6 protein-coding genes are annotated in these 19492 nt (G+C 39.9%); all 6 read right to left on the reverse strand.

The window, feature by feature from the left end:
• Positions 1–122: 122 nt before the first annotated feature.
• Positions 123–818, reverse strand: a complete 696-nt coding sequence (locus MHH33_RS14500) for a CpsD/CapB family tyrosine-protein kinase (protein ID WP_342542145.1) — start codon at positions 816–818, stop codon at positions 123–125.
• The gene (locus tag MHH33_RS14505) at positions 811–1557 is read right to left on the reverse strand and encodes a Wzz/FepE/Etk N-terminal domain-containing protein (RefSeq protein ID WP_342542146.1); all 747 of its coding nucleotides are present in this window, start codon (positions 1555–1557) and stop codon (positions 811–813) included. The genes MHH33_RS14500 and MHH33_RS14505 overlap by 8 nt, the downstream gene beginning before the upstream one ends.
• Before the next feature lie 258 nt (positions 1558–1815).
• On the reverse strand, positions 1816–5601 hold the full coding sequence (locus tag MHH33_RS14510; RefSeq protein ID WP_342542147.1) for a DUF6359 domain-containing protein: 3786 nt from the start codon (positions 5599–5601) through the stop codon (positions 1816–1818).
• Positions 5602–6015: 414 nt separating this feature from the next.
• Positions 6016–8868, reverse strand: coding sequence for an S-layer homology domain-containing protein (locus MHH33_RS14515; RefSeq protein ID WP_342542148.1), 2853 nt, complete (start codon positions 8866–8868; stop codon positions 6016–6018).
• A 236-nt stretch (positions 8869–9104) separates the two neighbouring features.
• Positions 9105–14360: an S-layer homology domain-containing protein gene (locus MHH33_RS14520; RefSeq protein ID WP_342542149.1), complete on the reverse strand. Its 5256-nt coding sequence runs from the start codon at positions 14358–14360 to the stop codon at positions 9105–9107.
• 324 nt (positions 14361–14684) lie between these two features.
• A complete protein-coding gene (locus MHH33_RS14525) occupies positions 14685–18995 on the reverse strand; it encodes a S8 family serine peptidase (protein WP_342542150.1) in 4311 nt (1436 codons plus the stop codon).
• Between the last annotated feature and the right edge of the window lie 497 nt (positions 18996–19492).

The following is a 19492-nucleotide window of genomic DNA, read 5'->3' on the forward strand; positions in this document are numbered from 1 at the left end:
CTTATTACCCTAACAACGCAACTATAATCATATATTAGCACGATAAAGGCACTATTAATAGGGGATTAGAAGTGAATAAATTGTCGAAATGATAGGTAAATAGTCTCTATTTTTGAAAGAAATTAATCGTTATGTCCATAATAATAATAATACTGTGAATCCTTTGCTTTTTTCATATTAAGCACGGCTCCAATCGTCTTGCCTTTAGCGGAATCCAATAGGTCTTTGGCTTTGCGCGCAGCTTCATGTTCCGTCTTCCCACTACAGATAACTAAAATCGAACCATCGACTTTGTTCGACAAAATTTGTGCATCAGCTACAGCTAACACAGGAGGTGTGTCAAATAAAACTAAATCGAATTCCGTTTTCACCTTTTCAATAAATTGCGACATTGCCTCAGATCCCAGCAATTCTGCCGGGTTAGGAGGAATCGGACCACATGTCAAAATAGATAAGTGTTCCACTTCTGTCTTTTGTACCGCTTCAGCCAATGTCGTTTGTTTAGTCAGGACGTTCGTCAATCCTCTGACGTTTTTCAAATTGAACGTATAATGCACGGTTGGTTTACGTAAATCGGTATCGACAAATAATACTTTCTTTCCTTGTTGGGCAAATGTAATCGCAAGATTGGCTACAGTGGTTGACTTGCCTTCTGCCGGACTTGAAGACGTTACTAAAATCGTTTTGTATTCTGTATCAATGGAAGAGAATTCAATGTTGGTACGTAACGTTCGGTATTGTTCTGTGATGGGCGAACGTGGACTGTCAATAGTAATTAATCGGCGTTCCATTTCTATCGCACGTCTTTTCTTAGCCATTGATAATCTCTCCTTCTGGTTTCAGTTTCTGTTGCACTTTATTCATCTTGTCTTGCTCTTTTTTCTCCATAGAAGAAATGGAGCCAATGACAGAAAGACCTAGTAAAGTTTCAATCTCTTGTTCGGTTTTGATTGTATTGTCCAGGTACTCAAGTAGGAACGCCAAACCAACACCTAACATCAAACCAACAACCATGGCGATTGCCATGTTCAACATTTTGTTTGGTTTAATCGGACTCTGTGTGTCTGTTGCAGTTGCTTTTGCTAGAATACTAACGTTGTTAACGTTCATAATATCCATGATTTCACGTTGGAACACACTTGCCGTTGTATTGGCAATATCACGGGCAACGAACTGGTCAGGATCTTGAACGGTAATCGTTAATACTTGCGATTCACCTACCGCAGAGACGGTGATTTTCGAGTTCAAGTCTTCAGTAGTTAGTTTTTCAAGTGCCAGATCTTCGCGGACGATATCCAAAATCGCCGGGCTCTTGATAATGACGTTATATGTATTAATCAATTGTAAGTTTGTTTGAATCTCACTGACATTTAATATTGGTGTTTCTGTTTTCTCTTGATTGACTAATAGTTGCGTAGACGCTTGATAGATGGGTGTAACAAAAAAGTAACTAACAATTCCGCTGATAAGAGTCGCGAGAATAGTTAGTGACAGGATTAACAGCATTCGTTTTTTTAACGTTTGAAATAATTCTTGTAAGCTGATTGTTTCTTCCATAGTTCAAAAGACCTCCATCGGTACAATAAGTATCCATATTATAGCACATGTAGCTACCGTCGAATTGTCTTGTTTTGTCGAATCGTGTTAGGTAATCGGTACCAAAAGTCTTACATTTCCTTTGCGAACCATAAAATTAAGTAAGGAGTCTTGAATGTTGAATCTACCTATTATGACTTTTTTACCAATCCATGACTTTGGATATAGATTTATATGAAAAACCCACCCAAGCTTCACTTGGGTGGGTTTAGAATGTGATTACTTAATATGTTTGAATTTCCACTTCTTCGATTTGTTGTCGTAGTAAGCTACTTCAATATCTAGCTTCTTACCTTTAGTTGTCGTGATGAAGAAGTAGTCTTTAAATCCGTTCGTGATTTGATTGCCTTTTGTATCAGTGAAGGACAGATCATTTAATTTCAAGTTTTCTTCTTGTTGACCATGATGTTTCTCATGGCCTTTCCCTTTTCCTTGGTGATTGTCATGACCGTTACCATTGCCTGGGTGGTTGTCATGTCCTTTTGGCAAATGATATTCCAGGGTCAATGAAAATGCGCCAGATTTAGCCAACACGTCAAAGTTCTTTGTTGTGATGGTGAATGATGACCCGTTAGCCAGTTTCAAGATGACTGGTTTGTTTACTGCATCGATCTTCTCCACAGCTTCCTCAGTGAATCGAATCTCGACTTTTCCATCGATATGTTGTGCAATTACTTCAATGAAGATGACTGGTTTCGTTGTATCGACATCGTCTGCCGTGACGATTTCAACTCCTTCTTCAGTTGCTAGCACTGTAACTTTGATTGACACTGTGTTTACTCCAACAGTTGCTGTGATTGTCGTCGAGCCAGCAGCTTTTGCTGAGATCAATCCTTTTTCAACTGAGATTACGTCTGTGTCATAGCCACTGTATGTTGCAATAGCAGTTACATCTTTATCAGAAGAAGTTTCATCTGCTTTAGTCGTTGTTTCTGTTACTATCAGTTGCTCCGTTGCACCAATTTCAAGTTCAACTGCTGATTTATTTACCTTCAATGTTTTCACATCTGGTACTTCGTCTTTTAAATCTACTTGAATCAATATTGGGTCATGGTCAGATGCGCGACCGTGAATTTCCATATAGTTTGCATTGATGTGAATCATATCAACTAAAGCTGTATCAGCTAAGTTGTTAGTTACCAACACGTGGTCAAGCACTTGATTGTTTCCTTGGTAGTAATAAGAGAAACGATCGCCAGCTGGTACTTTTTCCACCATGTTTGTCAAAATACCACCTTTAAGTGCTGCAAGTGTTGGTGTAAATTCGAAGTCATTCATGTCACCAGCCACAATTACTTTCAGGTTCGGATCTTGTGCTTGTCCTTTTTTGATAAATTCATTGATCATAGTTGCAAGTTCGATACGTTCTGCTTCAGAACCTAAGAATGGAGGTTGGTTTTTCCCGAATAACGGTTGGTCTCCACCTTTTGAGTTTAAGTGGGCTCCGATGACTACTACTTTTTCACCTTGGAACTCGAACTGAGCTGCCAGTGGTTTACGTGTGTTTGCTTGTGGCAAGTCAAGGATACGACCAGGGTTTTTAGATAGTTCTCCATCTACCCATGTTACCGCTTCAGTTGAACCACCTTTCGTTCCTGTTGCAAGTGATACACGTTCAGGATTGTATAAGTAACCAACGCGAATGTTCCCGCCTGGTTGTCCACCATCTTGATTGTATTCAGGTGCGATGTCAGTCCACTCATAGGCTGGACCTCCTGCCGCTACTATCGCTGCAATCAGACGTTCATAGCTTTCTGTCGCATCAGCGTTGTTAGAAGCCGTTGCTCCGTCATTATCTTGTACTTCTACAAGAGTAATAATGTCAGGTGATTTCATGTTTTCTACGAATGATTTTGCGATTTTCTCCACTTTTTCATCCGGAGTTTGTTCAATATTATTAGAGAAGTTCTCAACGTTGTAAGAAGCAACGTTCAATTTGTCTTCCGCTGGTTTGATATCTGTAATTGTCACTGGTTTTTCAACGCGTGTGATTTGTGGAAGTGTGTTTTCTTTCGTCCACAGTTTGTAGTTACCAAAGCCGAAGCCCATAACTCCAACAATGTTGCCAGTATAGTAGTCTCCAGATTTTGCGTCGTATGATTCGTTATCGAAGTCTACGATGACGCGTTCTGGATTGTAGTCAGTAGCAGAAATATTGATTCCGCCAAGTACGTTGAATACAGTTTTTGTAGAGTTTCCTGCTACAACCACCACTTCACCGTATTTTTGCGGTCCAACTACTTTCGCATTTGGAACTGCTAGACGCATTAATTCAACAGATTCCCAGAAATCAATACCGTCTTCAGCTGGATCGAATGAAGTCAATCCGTCGTTGTCGATGATTTCAGTTGCCGGGAAGATGTCTTCACCGATTACTAATGGTGCAGGAAGTTCATGTGTTCCGTTAGCTACTGTAGCAGTTGCTCTGATACGAGTAACTGGTAAATCATTTGTTTTCATATCTGAATAGCCTTCGTAATACCATTCTTCAACTGTTCCTGCAACGGTAACCAAGTCACCGACTTTAAGGCCATTTGAAGTTTTGTTTACGATGATTGCTTCAGATGTTGTGTTATCATCATCCGGATTTACATCCTGAATAACAAAGTTAGCCGAGTTGTATAGGTGAGTAACAACCCCAGTGATTTCTTTGACGGTAGCCCCTTGGTAATCCGAGTAATGACCTTCACCTTGAATGTCACGGATTTGTAGGTTGTCCACTTTCAATACGTTGTAAGTGAATGTGAATACTTCAGAAGTCGTGTCACTTACTGCGATTGCTTTGATTGTTGTGTCTTTCGTTAATTCGATTGGAGCAGTGTATTCTGCACTTGCAGACGTCGGTGTTGAACCATCTATTGTATAGTAGATTGTCGCACCTTCGATTGGTGAAATTAAAGAGATTTTTGTACCTGCAGACACTGTTCCTGGGAATACATCTGTGTAAACAGCAGGTTTGTTCACTAGGTCAAAGCTTTCAAGCCCTAATGTTTTTACTTGGTAAGTTGTGTTGAATTTAGAAGCAATACCTGAAATGTTTACAAGATCTCCTGCTTTATAGCGTTTGATGAATTCATCGTAAGCCAATCCGTTGCGGTTATCGTTACGGATGACCACTGATTCACCATTTTCATATGTAGCTGTGAATTCGAATGTTCCGAAGTCATTTGATTTTACTAAGTTCGTAATCTTTACGTTGTTTAATAGAATGCGTTCACTTTGTGTTTCTTCATTTACGCCAGCAGGAGTGATTTCTTGTGATGCCGGCAGTTCGTTGCCTGAAGAAATCTTCGTGATTTTCGGTTGTTCCATTTGAAGTTCGCCGCCATAGACGGTTACTTTTCCTTCTAGTTCAACTTTGTCACCAGGAGAGACATCCGCTGTAGAAGTGAAGATATATAGTCCAGCCGTGCTGTCCTGAACATAGAACGCTTTACCGCCCCAGTATCCAGTACCAGTCGTAACTGTTCCTTGTACTTTGATTAATTTATCCGATCCCACTTCTGTACGAGCAGCGGCAAGGTTCTCTTTCAGTTCCGCTTCAGACTGAGGTGGTTCTACTCCTCCATCCAGGAAGCTCATTGCATTAACAGCACTAATACCAGGTACCGAGAAGTAAGCACCTAAAGTACCTGTAATTTCAACTTTTTTCCCTTGATTAGCCGGGTTCGTCAACAATCCAAATTGTGCACGGAAGTTCGTAGCTAAACGGACGGGCATCATTTTCTTAATGTCAGTTTCATTTGGAGAATCCGCAATCACAACATTGGTGTCTGCAGGAAATGGCGCTGTCAAATCCACACTTGTCGTGCTGTTCATATAGCCTACGATATATCCATGGACCGTTGCAGAACCTGTATTATTTGCGATTGCATCGGCAACCGTTATCGGTTCCGCCGCTTGGGCACTTGGTGTTGTGATAAATGGTCCAACCATTGAGATCACCAGTAAGAATGCTAGTAGAATCTTACTGAAAGTATGTCTAAAAATGCCTTCTTTCGTCATCCATTTCACTCCTCAAAGAGAATTTATTGTAATTCCCCTAGATTATAGCAAAGGATTGTTATTATTTTCTTAATTGTTTGTAAGTGTTGTTAAGAAAACCCAAAAACAGTCAGTAAGTCTATTTAGTTGGAAGGAAAATGGTTTTTAACTAATACGAAGTTTCCATACGAATATACCTATAATATCAGGGTGGGTTTATGCTTCTTTTAATAGAAGAAGTTCAAGTTTCAATAAGTCTTTATATTTATACGAAGATTTTCATTTATTCTCCTTCGCTCGATGTGTTTATATCCTTTCGGATGCACTTTATTCCATTTCACACCAGGGTTATTCCTTTTCTACATCGATTTATTCCCTATCACCCAGTTATTCCCATAAAAAAGGAGCCAGCAATCGCTGGCTCCTCTTCGCTACTTAGAATTCATTCATTTTGTCCAGTGCACGATATAGCATGACTGCAGCTTCCGCACGTGTTGCGTTTGCTTTTGCAAAAAATTGATTACCACTACGGCCGTTAACGATTCCTAAGGCCACTGCTTGTTTTACACTAAGTTTCGCGAACACGCTGATGCTAGAATCATCTGCGAATACTTTCGTAGTATCCAGACCATTCAATATTGTAGCATCCGAATAGTTGACAGCGCGGATGATAATAGCCGCGATTTCTTCACGAGTTATTTGAGCGTCCGGCAAGAATGACCCATCCGCTTTCCCGTTTATGATGCCAGCACGGGATGCTGCTTCGATTCCAGCATACGCCCATTTTTTATTTGTGGAAACATCCGAAAACTTGCCCTCGTATTCTTTTACTTCTAATTCCAGAGCGCGTGCAACCAACACGGCAAATTCAGCTCGCGTTAATTTATCTTCCGGTGCAAACAGTTCTTCTGTTTTTCCTAAAAAGATTCCTTTCGATACCAAAGCTTCTATTTCTTTCTTCGCCCAGTGCTTCTCAACATCACCGAACTGTATTATGTCCTCTGGAAGAGGAACTGTCGGTGGCACAACTACTGGTGGTGTAGTCGGCGGTGTTACAGGTGGCGTCACTGGCGGACTAACTACCGGAGGGGCAGTCACCGTAATGTCCACTGAACTTGTTACTCCCTGATATTCAATCGTTACCTTCGTTTTACCTGGTGCTTTTGGCGTTACCAATCCATTAACGACCGATACAATTGATGAATCTGATACTGAATAAGATGCTAGCGTTGTTACATTTTTCACCACATCTGCTTTATTCGGTTCCTTCGTTACTTCCATGACTGCCATTTGATGACCCTCCCCCATTGTTACATTAAGGGATTCTTGATCCACTTGAAGAGAACGGCTGAATACGACTACATTGACATCCACTGTTTGCTTCCCAAATCTGACGGTAATTTTTGTCTTTCCTGCTTTGTGAGCTGTAATGACTCCCGCTTCCATCGAGATAATTGAATTGTCTTCTATTGAATAATTGGCGATTTTTGTTACGTCTTTTTCTTGCTTTTCATCTACACTTATTTCCGTTGTTTCCGTTACCTTTATTGAAAAATTTTTACCAGTTTCAATAAAAACTTCTGGTTCATTGACTGTAAGGGCTACAATTGGTTCCTCAGGCTTTGAAATTGAGTATACTTGCTCTGAAACCTGCGTTTCATTACCAGCGATGTCTTGAATGTTAATAGATACTTTATAGAACTTATCATATTCAAAACTCTCTAAAGGAAACTGAAATGATCCATCTTGATTTAATGTGAATTCACCACGGTCAATTACTTCATACTTGTAGTTTTGAATAACGAAAGATGCTTTTAAGTAATCATTCACATCAAACTCTTTAATGCCAAAATGTTCTTCTAAATCAGATTTGTAATCAACGAATCGATCGTTTACGAATCCCTCCAACATTGGTTTGTCATATGTCAGATAATCAATATGATCTATAAATACAAGTGATTTACTTGATTTAACAATAAACGGTTTTAATTCTGCTTGAGCTTCATCATCTCCTACTGATGTTTCAATTCTCATTCCATATAAACCATCATGCATGTCCCATTTCATATTATATGTTGTGTTAAAATACTTCGCATTCACTACCGCAGTCCCAGATTGTGGGTTTGATGTATCCAATAAGATATATCCCAGTTCATTCGCGTTTGAATCAACAAGCGTACTGAAAATATTGACTCTAACGGGAGAAGTAGGCTTTTCTTTAAATTCGAATGCCAATTGTGCTGAATCCAATCGTCCATCATTGTCTGGGGAAATGGCCATTGTGTTGACTCCGAATGATTTTACAAATGAATTTGATTCCTGGATAGGAGTTGAAGGGCGTAACGCAATCTTCTCTACCTCAACAGGTGTGTCCGGGTCCTGAACCTCTTCTTTTGCAAATATGAAGTCTTCATTTTTGTTACCTGCAGCGTCAACGATTAGAATAGAAATCATTTCTGTTTCTTCGTTTATTGGCGGCAGTTCGAAATCAAATGTTCCATCCTGCTCGAGTTTAAATTCTATAAATCTGCTCGCATTTTCATTAGAGTAAATTTGATAATAAGCCGACAATTTTTCGTTGAGATCATAGCTTAGTCCATGCTTCGCCAATTCAGCGTTATAGTCAATGTATTTATCTATCACTTGACCTTTTATTTTTCCTTCTGCATAGGTTCCTAATATTTGCGGAGTCGTTGTTTTAATCACGATTGGTCCCACATGACTCTGAATGGTTGCAGGATTTCCGGATACGGGCTGTGCAGTAAATTCAATATTATACAAGCCATCCGGAATTAGCTTCCATGGAGTGACATATTTATTTTGTTTGTAACGTCCATCCAGCAACAACAAATGTTTTCCTGCATATAGAGAATCTCCATATTCCAAATAGCCAAGATGGCCGTCTCCCAACTCACCAGCTTTCGGATTCATGAGATCGAAGAGTTGAATACTGTAGGAATTAACATCTCCCGTAGTCTCATATAAAAGAGTCGTCTGATTACTAAAATAGTCATTGCCAACGAATGACAGATCTGATTTTAAAATTTCCATATTTTTTATTTCCGTACCCACTTCAAGTGCCGGTAACATTGAGGGTATACTTCCATCTTCCGTCATAGAGTGGTTAGTATCCGATGCGATACTTTGTTGCGTGATTGGATTTGGACTAACTAGCTTAATAGGTTGTGTTGGTTGCATTGCAGATGCAGAAATTGGTGTTGCCAAAGACAGAACCATAACAGAAGCCAGTAAGCCGCTGAATCCTTTCGCGTACTTACCTATTTTCAATTCTCATTTCCCCTTTTCTCTATATTCCAACAAATTAGAATTGTGTGACTTTATAACATTATCACGAATTTCGAGGAATAAAAATAGTTTTACCAAAATTTTGTACCTATTATTTTTATTGGGAATTAGAAGGGTCTTATAACTCATCTTAAGCTAAGTTCAATATACCCAAATTCAGTTCCTAGCCATGATAATAAAATGAAAAGGAGCCAGCGAATGCTGACTCCTTTTGTGTTCTAAAATTCGTTCATTTTGTCTAATGCTCGGTAAAGCATAACTGCCGCTTCCGCACGTGTTGCGTTTGCTTTTGGATCTAATTTGTTTCCAGCACGGCCGTTTACAATACCTAGTCCTACAGCTTGTTTGATCGATACTTTTGCGAAGTCTCCAACTGCTTTTTCATCCGCAAATGTTTTCGATGTGTCTACATCTTTCAATAGATTCGCATCTTGGTATTTCACTGCGCGAACTATCATCGTTGCGATTTCTTCACGTGTGATTAACGCATCTGGATCGAACGAGTCTGTCGTCTTGCCATTTACGATACCTGCACGGTGAGCCGCTTCAATTCCTGCATATGCCCATTCCTTGCTTGTTGTTACATCTTTAAAAGTCCCTTTGTACTCTTCCATTGGAAGATTCAGAGAGCGAGCAATCAACACGGCGAATTCAGCACGTGTTACTTTACCTTCAGGGTTAAATGTCGTGTCTGTTTTCCCGCTTGTAATCGTTCGAGAAGCCAGCACTTCAATTTGATCCTGTGCCCAGTATTTTTGAATATCCGAGAATGTTTTGTTGTTTTCTACAACAACGAATTTCGAGAAGTGGTTTGTCTTGAAGACTAATTGACCATTTCCGTACGTTCCACCTACATATTCCAACCCATTTGTTAATTCGTTCACGTAGTAAGCAGCCACTTTTCGTGGGTCTTTAATTGCTGCAGCTACAGGAACTGTTACTTCAACTGGTGTTGAGAATGTAGTTACTTTAGTTGTGTTACCATTTTTGACTGTTGTGATTGTAAATTCAAACGTCGCAGATACCGCTCCGTTTACGTCAGTCGATTTAGCCATTTTCACAGAAACCGTCATACTTTCAGGATTGCCAGCTGCAATTTTTTTCAATACTTCATTTGGTACAACTACTTCTGTATTACCAGAAGCAATCACCAATGGTTTAGAAGATTGAGCAATTGTTTGCAACGAACCTGTTGGTACTTTTGCACTTACTTCAGGTTGAGCATCTGTTAGAGCTGGTACTGCTACTTTAATTTCTTTAGTTGCAGGATCATTCGCTTGATTTGATACTGCGTTTCCATCCACAGTTATATGACCAGGGTTTGTTGGTGTTACTGGTGGTTGTGGCGGGCTTGTTACTGCAGTTACTGTTACTTTTACAGTTTTTGAGTTGTCGCCAACTGTTACTGTAACGTTTGTTGTGCCAACTGCTTTAGCCGTGATCAAGCCATTTACAACTGAAATCACGCTTGTGTCGTGACCACTGTATGTTGCAGTATTTGTTACATCCGCATCAGTAGAAGTTTCGTCAGCTTTTGTAGTTGTTTCTATTACTTTTAATTGCTCAGTTTTGCCTACTTTTAGGGTAACTGAATCTTTGTCCACTGATAATGTTTTCACATCTGGGACTGGTACTGCTGTCACTGTTACATTTACCGTTTTAGTGTTGTTACCAACAGTGATCGTGATTGTTGTGGTACCTGCTGCTTTTGCTGTGATTAAACCATTTACAACTGAAATCACGCTTGTATCGTGACCACTGTATGTTGCAGTATTTGTTACATCTGCAACAGTAGAAGTTTCGTCAGCTTTTGTAGTTGTTTCTGTTACTTTTAATTGCTCAGTTTTGCCTACTTCTAGGGTAACTGAATCTTTGTCCACTGATATTGTTTTCACATCCGGAACTGGTACTGCTGTTACTGTTACATTTACCGTTTCAGTGATGTTACCAACAGTGATCGTGATTGTTGTGGTACCTGCCGCTTTAGCTGTGATTAAACCCGCTTCTACAGAGATTACGCTGCTATCTGATACTGTGTATGCTGCAGATGCTGTTACGTCTTTGTTAGTAGAAGAACCGTCGGCTTTAGTTGTTTTTTCTGTTACAACTAATTGCTCAGTTTTGCCTACTTCAACAGAAACATCGTTTTTGTTTACATCTAAAGTTACTACGTCTGGAACTGGTACTGCTGTTACTGTTACATTTACCGTTTCAGTGATGTTACCAACAGTGATCGTGATTGTTGCTGCACCTGCTGCTTTAGCTGTGATTAAACCAGCTTCTACAGAGATTACGCTGCTATCTGATACTGTGTATGCTGCAGATGCTGTTACGTCTTTGTTAGTAGAAGAACCGTCGGCTTTAGTTGTTTTTTCTGTTACAACTAATTGCTCAGTGTCTCCTACTTCAACAGAAACATCGTCTTTGTTTACATCTAAAGTTACTACGTCTGGAACAACTACTGGATCTTTCAAATCCACTTGAACCAAAATTGGATCATGGTCAGATGCACGACCGTGTTCTTCCATGAAGTTTGCGTTGATGTGAATCATGTCAATTAAAGTAGTAGCTGCTAAGTTGTTTGTCACTAACATGTGGTCAAGCACTTGGTTGTTCCCTTGGTAGTAATAAGAGAAACGTTCGCCAGCTGGTACTTTTTCTACCATGTTAGTTAAGATATTGCCTTTAAGTGCTGTAAGAGTTGGTGTGAATTCGAAATCATTCATATCACCCGCAACGATTACTTTAAGGTCTGGATTTTGTTCTTGTCCTTTTTTAATGAACGCGTTGATCATTGTAGCTAGCCCGATACGTTCTGCTTCAGACCCTAGGAATGGAGGTTGGTTTTTACCGAATAACGGTTGGTCTCCACCTTTAGAGTTTAAGTGCGCGCCGATTACGACTACTTGTTCACCTTGGAACTCAAATTGGGCTGCGATTGGTTTACGAGTGTTCGGTTGTGGAATGTCCAGGATACGTCCAGGGTTTTTAGAAAGTTCACCATCTACCCATTTTACTGCTTCTGTAGATCCACCTTTTGTTCCTTCAGATAATGTTACACGCTGAGGGTTGTATAAGTAACCAACGCGGATGTTACCACCTGGTGCCCCACCGTCTTGATTGTATTCTGGAGCAATGTCAGTCCAATTGTATTTAGGTCCTCCTGCAGCAACGATTGCTGCGATTAAACGTTCATAACTTTGTGAAGCGTCTGTATTGCCTGAAGCTGTTTCACCATCATTATCTTGAACTTCTACTAATGTGATAATGTCAGGAGATTTCATGTTTTCAACAAATGACTTCGCAATTTTAACAACTTTTTCATTTGGTGTGTTTGCCGTATTGTTCGAGAAGTTCTCTACGTTATATGCAGCAACGTTTAGTTTATCTTCTGCGAATGCAATTTCCGTTACTTCTTTGATTATTGGAGCTTCTACTAATGTTGGTAATGCAGCCACAGTTGTCATGATGCGGAAGTTTCCGAATTCGTAACTTACTGGACCTGTGATTGTGCCGTTGAAAACATCCCCCGATTTAGCTTTGAATGTTACAGAGTTCATATCAACTGTGATACGTTCCGGGTTATAGTCGTTAGCAGAGATATTGATTCCGCCAAATTTATTGAACGTTGTTTTACCACCGTTGTCAGTAGCCACGATAACTTCACCGTATTTTTGTGGTCCAACAACTTTTGCATCTTTAACTGAAACTAGCATACCTTCGATAGATTCCCAGAAGTCGATTCCGTCTTCTGCTGGATCGAATGAAGTTAATTTGTCGTTATCGATAACTTCTGTTGGTGGTGAAAGTTCTTCCCATTTAAGTGCTGCTGGAACTGGTTTTGTACCTATCTTATCAATTGTCGTGCTTGAAATTTCTGTTGTTGATAAATCAACAGATTTCATGTCAGAGTAACCAGCAATGAAGAATTCAGTCACTTTTCCGTCAACCGATACTAGATCGCCCGGCACAAATGTGTGCGCTTTACTGTATACAAGAACCGCGTCAGAAGTAGCAGGATCGCTGTCTGGCGTTAGATCTTGCATGAAGAAGTTGTTGTTATCAAGTTTGTAAGTTACTACTCCTTCGATATCAACTACTTGTTGATCAGCGTATGGTGATTTGTGCTGTTTGCCTTGGATGTCTGCAATTTGCACACCAGTAGATTTGATTACTTGGTATTCAAACGAGAATACTTCAGAAGTTTCGTTGCCTGATACTGCCAATGCTTTGATAGTTGTGTTTTCTGTCACATTAATTGGTGCTGAGTATACATTACTTGAAGTTGTTGGAGTCGAACCATCTACTGTGTAGTAGATTGTCGCATCTGCCCAACCACTTGCAAGAGTGATTTTTGTGTTTTCAGTTACGAAACCTGGGAATACATTAACGTATACTGCTGGTTTGTTTACTAGGTCAAAACTTTCTGCACCCAGTGCTTTAACTTGGTATACCTCGTTAAATTTAGAAGCGATACCTGAAACATGCACAAGATCGCCTTCATTGTAATGTTGGATGAAGTTATCATACGTCATGCCCGTACGATTATCGTTACGAACGATTACTGATTTTCCTTCTCCGTCGACAGCAGAGAATTCAAATGTCCCGTAATCATCTTTTTTCGCTAAGCCAGTAATTGTTACTTTGTTTAATTGAATGCGTTCACCTTGAGTATCTTCATTCACTCCAGTAGGCGCAATAACTTGTGCCGCTGGAAGTGGGTTGCCAGAAGATTTCACTGTGATTTTTGTTGGCTGGATTTGTAGTTCGCCTGCGTACGGGCTAACTTTCCCTTCAAGCTCAACGATGTCACCTGGTTTTACGTCAGCTGCAGAGACAAATGCATAAAGACCCGCAGTATCGTCTTGAATGTAGAAGCCTTTTTGACCCCAGAATCCAACGCCTGTTGTTACTGTACCGCTTACTTTGATCAATTTTGCTGGATCAGTTACTGCACGGGCAGCTGCTATATTGGCTACTGCTTCTGCTACAGGTGGTGGATCTACTTCTCCTCCAACGAATGTCATTGCCGAAACTGGCGCCTTTAGACCAGCATGGTTTCCAAAATATTTTTCAAGTGAAGCACTAACAGATACTTTTTTACCGATATTACCTGGGTTTGTTTTAAGTCCAAATGTTGATCTTAATGTAGTAGGTGTAGCAGGAACTTGTACATAAATCATTTTTGATAAATCGGTTTCATTTGCTGAGTCCGCAATTGCATAGTTGTTATCATCAGTAGCACCTGTCTTAACTACCGATGTTTCCCCTTTAACATAACCAACAATATAGCCATCCACTGTAACATTCTTTTTAGCAGCCACATCGTATTGTGCAAGTGCCTCAGCAACGGTCAATGATGTTGCGGCCGAAGCACTTGGTGCTGTGATAAATGGTGCCATCATTGAGATAATTAGTAAGAAAGCTAGTGCAATCTTACTTAAAACATGTTTCTGAATACCTTCTTTTGTCATCCATCCCACTCCTCGAAAAGTAATTTTCTAGTACTATCTGATTATATCAGACTATTGTAAGAGTTTTCTTAAGAATTTGTAAAATTCATAATGATTAAGTAAAAATAGGTAAGAAGTCCGACTATTTTGTTAAGTTATCATTAAGGAAAGTAAATATAGCTTATATTAATAGAATTAATTCTACTAATAAGATATGGGATACCTATTCGAAATATCACAGTTAGAGTTATTTCCTTTTAAATCGATTTGTTCCGTTTCTTCCTATTGTTTCCAGTGAATATACATACAAAAAGGAGCCAGCAATCGCTGACTCCTCATGTTTTTTTATAGATCGCCTAGTTTGTTAAGGGCACGGTACAGCATAACTGCTGATTCAGCGCGTGTTGCATTGTCTTGCGGAGAGAAGACGTTGCCGCCACGGCCAGATACGATTCCTAAAGCCACTGCTTGTTTAACGCTTAGTTTCGCAAAAGTACTGATATTTTTATCATCAACGAACACTTTTGAAGTATCAAGATTGTTCAATAATGCAGCATCTTCGTGTTTCACAGCACGGACAATGATTGCTGCGATTTCTTCACGTGTGATTTTCGCGTCTGGATTGAACGTTCCATCAGTTTTACCGTTGATGATGCCAGCGCGAGCTGCCGCTTCGATTCCAGCGTAAGCCCAAGCTTTGTTTGTTGTTACATCTTTGAATGTACCAGCATATTCTTTTGTTTCTAAACCAAGAGCACGCGAAACCAATACAGCGAACTCAGCACGAGTCAATTTATCTTCCGGTGCAAACAAATCAGCTGTTTTACCAAGAATGATTTTCTTCGTTGCTAATGTCTCGATTTCTTTCTTAGCCCAGTGGCTAGCGATATCACTGTATGTTACTGGTTTTGGATCAACAACTGGTGGTACTACCACTGGTGGTTGCGTCGGCGGCGTAACAACTCCATCTTGTTTCATAACCGTGATGTTCTGAGTAGCCTCGTGACCTACCATGTCAACTACTTTCAATTCGAAGTCATTTTTGCCATTTACTAATGGAAGAACAACATCAACTGTTTGGCTGTAACCTAACATTGCATAAGGTTCAGATAATGGATTTGCAAATACTTCGTTACCGTTGAGGTATAGACGAAGTTCATCGAAGTTATCGCCAACCTTAACTTTGATTGTTGGATCTGGCGAAGATGTTTTTACTCCAGATGGTACAGTTGCCGCAACAGCTTGAACTGTCGGTTTTGTTGTATCAACAAAGATTTTACGACCGATTTGCATTACGTTGCCATGCTCGTCAATTGCCTCCACTTTCACGTCTTTCACACCGTCAGTAAGCTTCAACTTATGAGTGAACTTAGAACCGTCGAATGAATCAGCAACTACACCATTTACTTTCAGTGAAACCACGTTCGAATCATCTTCAACCGTACCAGATACCACTACTTCTGAAGTTTTGTACTCCACAAAATAGTCCGATGGAGTTTCGAAGAAAATAACTGGCTCTTTTGTTTCGAATTCATTTTGCATTCCCGTCACGTTACCAGCAATATCCCATACCTTAACAGATACTTCGTCACCAATTTTAAGAACTTCATCAAGAACGTATGGTTCTACTGATGCTACATCCTCAAATACCAATTCTCCGTTCGCATACACTTCAACTCTATCTAGTCCTACCCCACCCTCATTATCTGCAAGGTTTGCAAGAGATAATGTTCTTGTTTCAGGATCGAAAGAAATGTCTGCAGTAGGTGCTTTAGTATCGAGGATGATTGGGAACTTGATTGATTGCCATTCAGCCCCCTCATAATCGATTACACCGCGTAATTCAATCGTATATTGGCCATCCGGAGCAGGTTTTCCATTGATTTTCCCATCCCATCCATTATCTCGATTGTACTTATAAGCTGGATTTGTTGCAGAATCAATATAGTTTTTCGTTAAATTGGAATCAGTTCGGATTGTACGTACTTTGTTGCCGTTTGCATCTAATACATTTACTTCTAATTTCTTAGCATTACGCATTAATGAGTAAACCGGGACTGCCAAGTCGATGTTACCATCGCCATTTGGTGAGAAAGCAAATTTCGATGGGTTGAAGTTTTCATCTAATGATGGACCAGTGATAGAGTCACCGTTTTGGTCAGCCAATCCTTGGTAACCCCAGTAAGTGGATTCTTCCCAAGCACTGCCGTCAAAAATTGATGCATCATCCCATGAACCATTGAAGCCAAAGAACGGAACTGTCAAAGGTACATTTCCTGATGTTTCTTCGTTTGAATCTTCAAGTGTAACGAAACCGTCAATGAAGAATCCGTTTACGAATGTTTCGAAGCCTTCCATGTCTTTCAATAGAGAAGCATCTACAGATACTTGAATTTCAGTTTCGCCATTTGCAGCGATTTCTATAGACTCAGGAGCCGTAACATCCACTAGGTCCGTCACGATATTTGAACCTGCAATGTTTGGTACAACTACGTTATATCCAGAAGTTGTCAATGCATGGTCAGTTTGAAGTTGAACATCAACATTGAAGTTTTTCGCTTCATCCGAGAAGTTTTTCGCTTTCAATGTGAAATTAAATTTGCCATCTTTGATTTCTTTCAAGGCTACTTTCGCTTCGCCTGTTGCTTTGTTTGTTACCATTACATCTGTTTCCAAAGCGTTTGCAAGCTGCATGATTCCAGCCCCTTGACGACGTGGTGATACGTATTCTTTCATACCATCGTATTCAGCCAAAACTACTGGTTTAGCTGTGTTCATCATCAATTTTTTAGCAAACTGTACGCGAGCTGCGCCAGTCAAGCCGAACTCTTTGTTCACACGTTCCATTACCAATGCCGTACCTCCGGCTACGTGTGGCGCTGCCATTGACGTACCGCTCATCAAACCGTATTCATTGTTATTGAATGTCGAGAAGATGTTTCCACCTGGAGCTGTGATTTCAGGTTTGAAATCCAAGTTCGGTGTCGGACCCCAAGAAGTGAATCCAGACATTTTTCCTGCAGTCGGACTAGCCACTTCGATATATTGCCCATCGAAACCTACAGTAACTTCTGTTCCTGCAACAAGTGCTGCTTTTAGTGCCTGTCCATCCACTTGAAGTGCTGACATATAAGGAATTTTAATCTCTGAACTTGAAGCCATGCTGATTGTACCTGCTGCATTGTTATAAACAATAACACCAGCTGCTCCTGCAGCTTGTGCATTTAGACCTTTTTCAACGAAAGAAATACTTCCGCGAGATACTAAAGCAAATTTACCTGTTAAATCTTTCCCAGCGAAATCAGCTGGTGTACCGAAACCTGCAAATTCGATTGGGTATTCTTCTTCAGGAAGATCGTTCGGTTCTGCATCATTGGCTAGCAAGAACATTGCACGTCCTGTTTGGACACCATCAAATTCATATGTGAAACTTGAAGCCGTAACGTGGCTATTTTCGAATGAGGCAACACCGAATGAATCTTTAGAAACAGATGGTGATCCAGTCAAACCGTAATCTTGGTTATCTGCCATTGGATAGAATGTACCAGAACCAAACATATCTGAGTTCCCCGCAGAAATGGCTACCAAAATACCACTATCTTGCGCACGTGTTACAGCCATTTGTTCTGGATTCGAATTATCCACATACCCGGCTGTTGAACCTAATGACATGTTAATGACGTCTGCACCAAGCTTGATTGCATCATCCATTGCTTTTACATAAATGTCACCAAAGGTTGATGGGAACAATGGATCGTTACCAAATACTTTAAGTGCCAAAAGTTGAGCTTCAGGAGCTACACCTTTAATCCCACCGTTTTCCTCGTCACCATTCGCTCCAACAGTACCTGAAACGTGCATACCATGCATTGACGCTCCCGGACCGATGTCTCGGATTTCCAGGTTGCCGTCCATGTAGTTGTAACCGTAAGGAACTTTCGCAGTGAAGTATTTACCCGCTTCTACTGAACCATTGCCAACCAATGTACTTACTTCTTCTGAAGTGATGTCACCAGTCGCATTATCTGTAAGAATCATGTCTCTGTGAGACGGGTCAATCCCCGTATCAATGACACCAACAACCATTCCTTCACCTTTGAAGTTATATTTTTCCCACGCTAGTTGGGCTTGTACTAATTCTTTTGAGTGTGTCATTTCTGGTGTTGCTACTGGGCGTGCATATTCAGTAGATTCGTGTACAGACTTAACACCAGGAGTAAGTGCGATACGTGCTACATCTTTTGCATCGACTACAGCAGAGAAACCATTGAATACAGTTGTGAAGTTTTCCTTGAAATCAATGTTCTTAGCAAACTTCGAAATGTTTGTTTGAACCCTCTTTTGATCTTGTTCAATTGAATCTTCTAAACTATTACGTTGGGATTGTGGAAGTTCTTTGTAAAGAACACCCTTTTGAGTAGCCGTTTCAATCGCTGGAGCTTTTTCAAGTTCAACGATGATACGCACTTTTTCAGTTGGATTTTCAGGCGAAACAAATCGATCCGGAATCTTTTTAGCCGGTTTTTGCACATTGATAACAGGAACCTGTTTTTCTAATTTCGCAGCATCTGCTGGAGCTGGTGCGCCGATTGTTGCTGTACTAAGTGCTAGTGAAGCTGCCATTGCAACCATCATGCTTTTTCTAGAATTACTCAATCTGCTTTCCTCCCTTTTTGAGTTTCATAACTTAGATTAATTTCCATTCATTAGATTTAACTAAATTATGTGACAATTAGAAATTTACCATATATTTTGATTGTTGCAAATATAAAAACGAAATAACTTATATTACATTTTGATTACAATACTTGGAAATTGAATTTTTATAGATAAAAAGTATTGCTTTAGTAAATAGATAATAGTTTTAATTGACCATTATTTTTTTATAATATTAATAGATCTAAAGTTCCTCATTTATAAATCATGTCTTTTTATGGATAATAAGGAAACTATTCTGATATAGCATAAGACTTTTATAATAGATTATCCAGTTAGTATGGATTGCAAAGTACCTACTCAAATATTGACTGGATTTATATTTGCGCTGGATTTTACGATATCATATTGCTAAATATGTAAGTTCTCCTGCACATTCCGAAAAATTATTTTACTTTAAAAAATATAGAAAAGAGCCAGCACGATGCTGACTCTTT

Source organism: Paenisporosarcina sp. FSL H8-0542, assembly GCF_038632915.1.
GTDB lineage: Bacteria > Bacillota > Bacilli > Bacillales_A > Planococcaceae > Paenisporosarcina.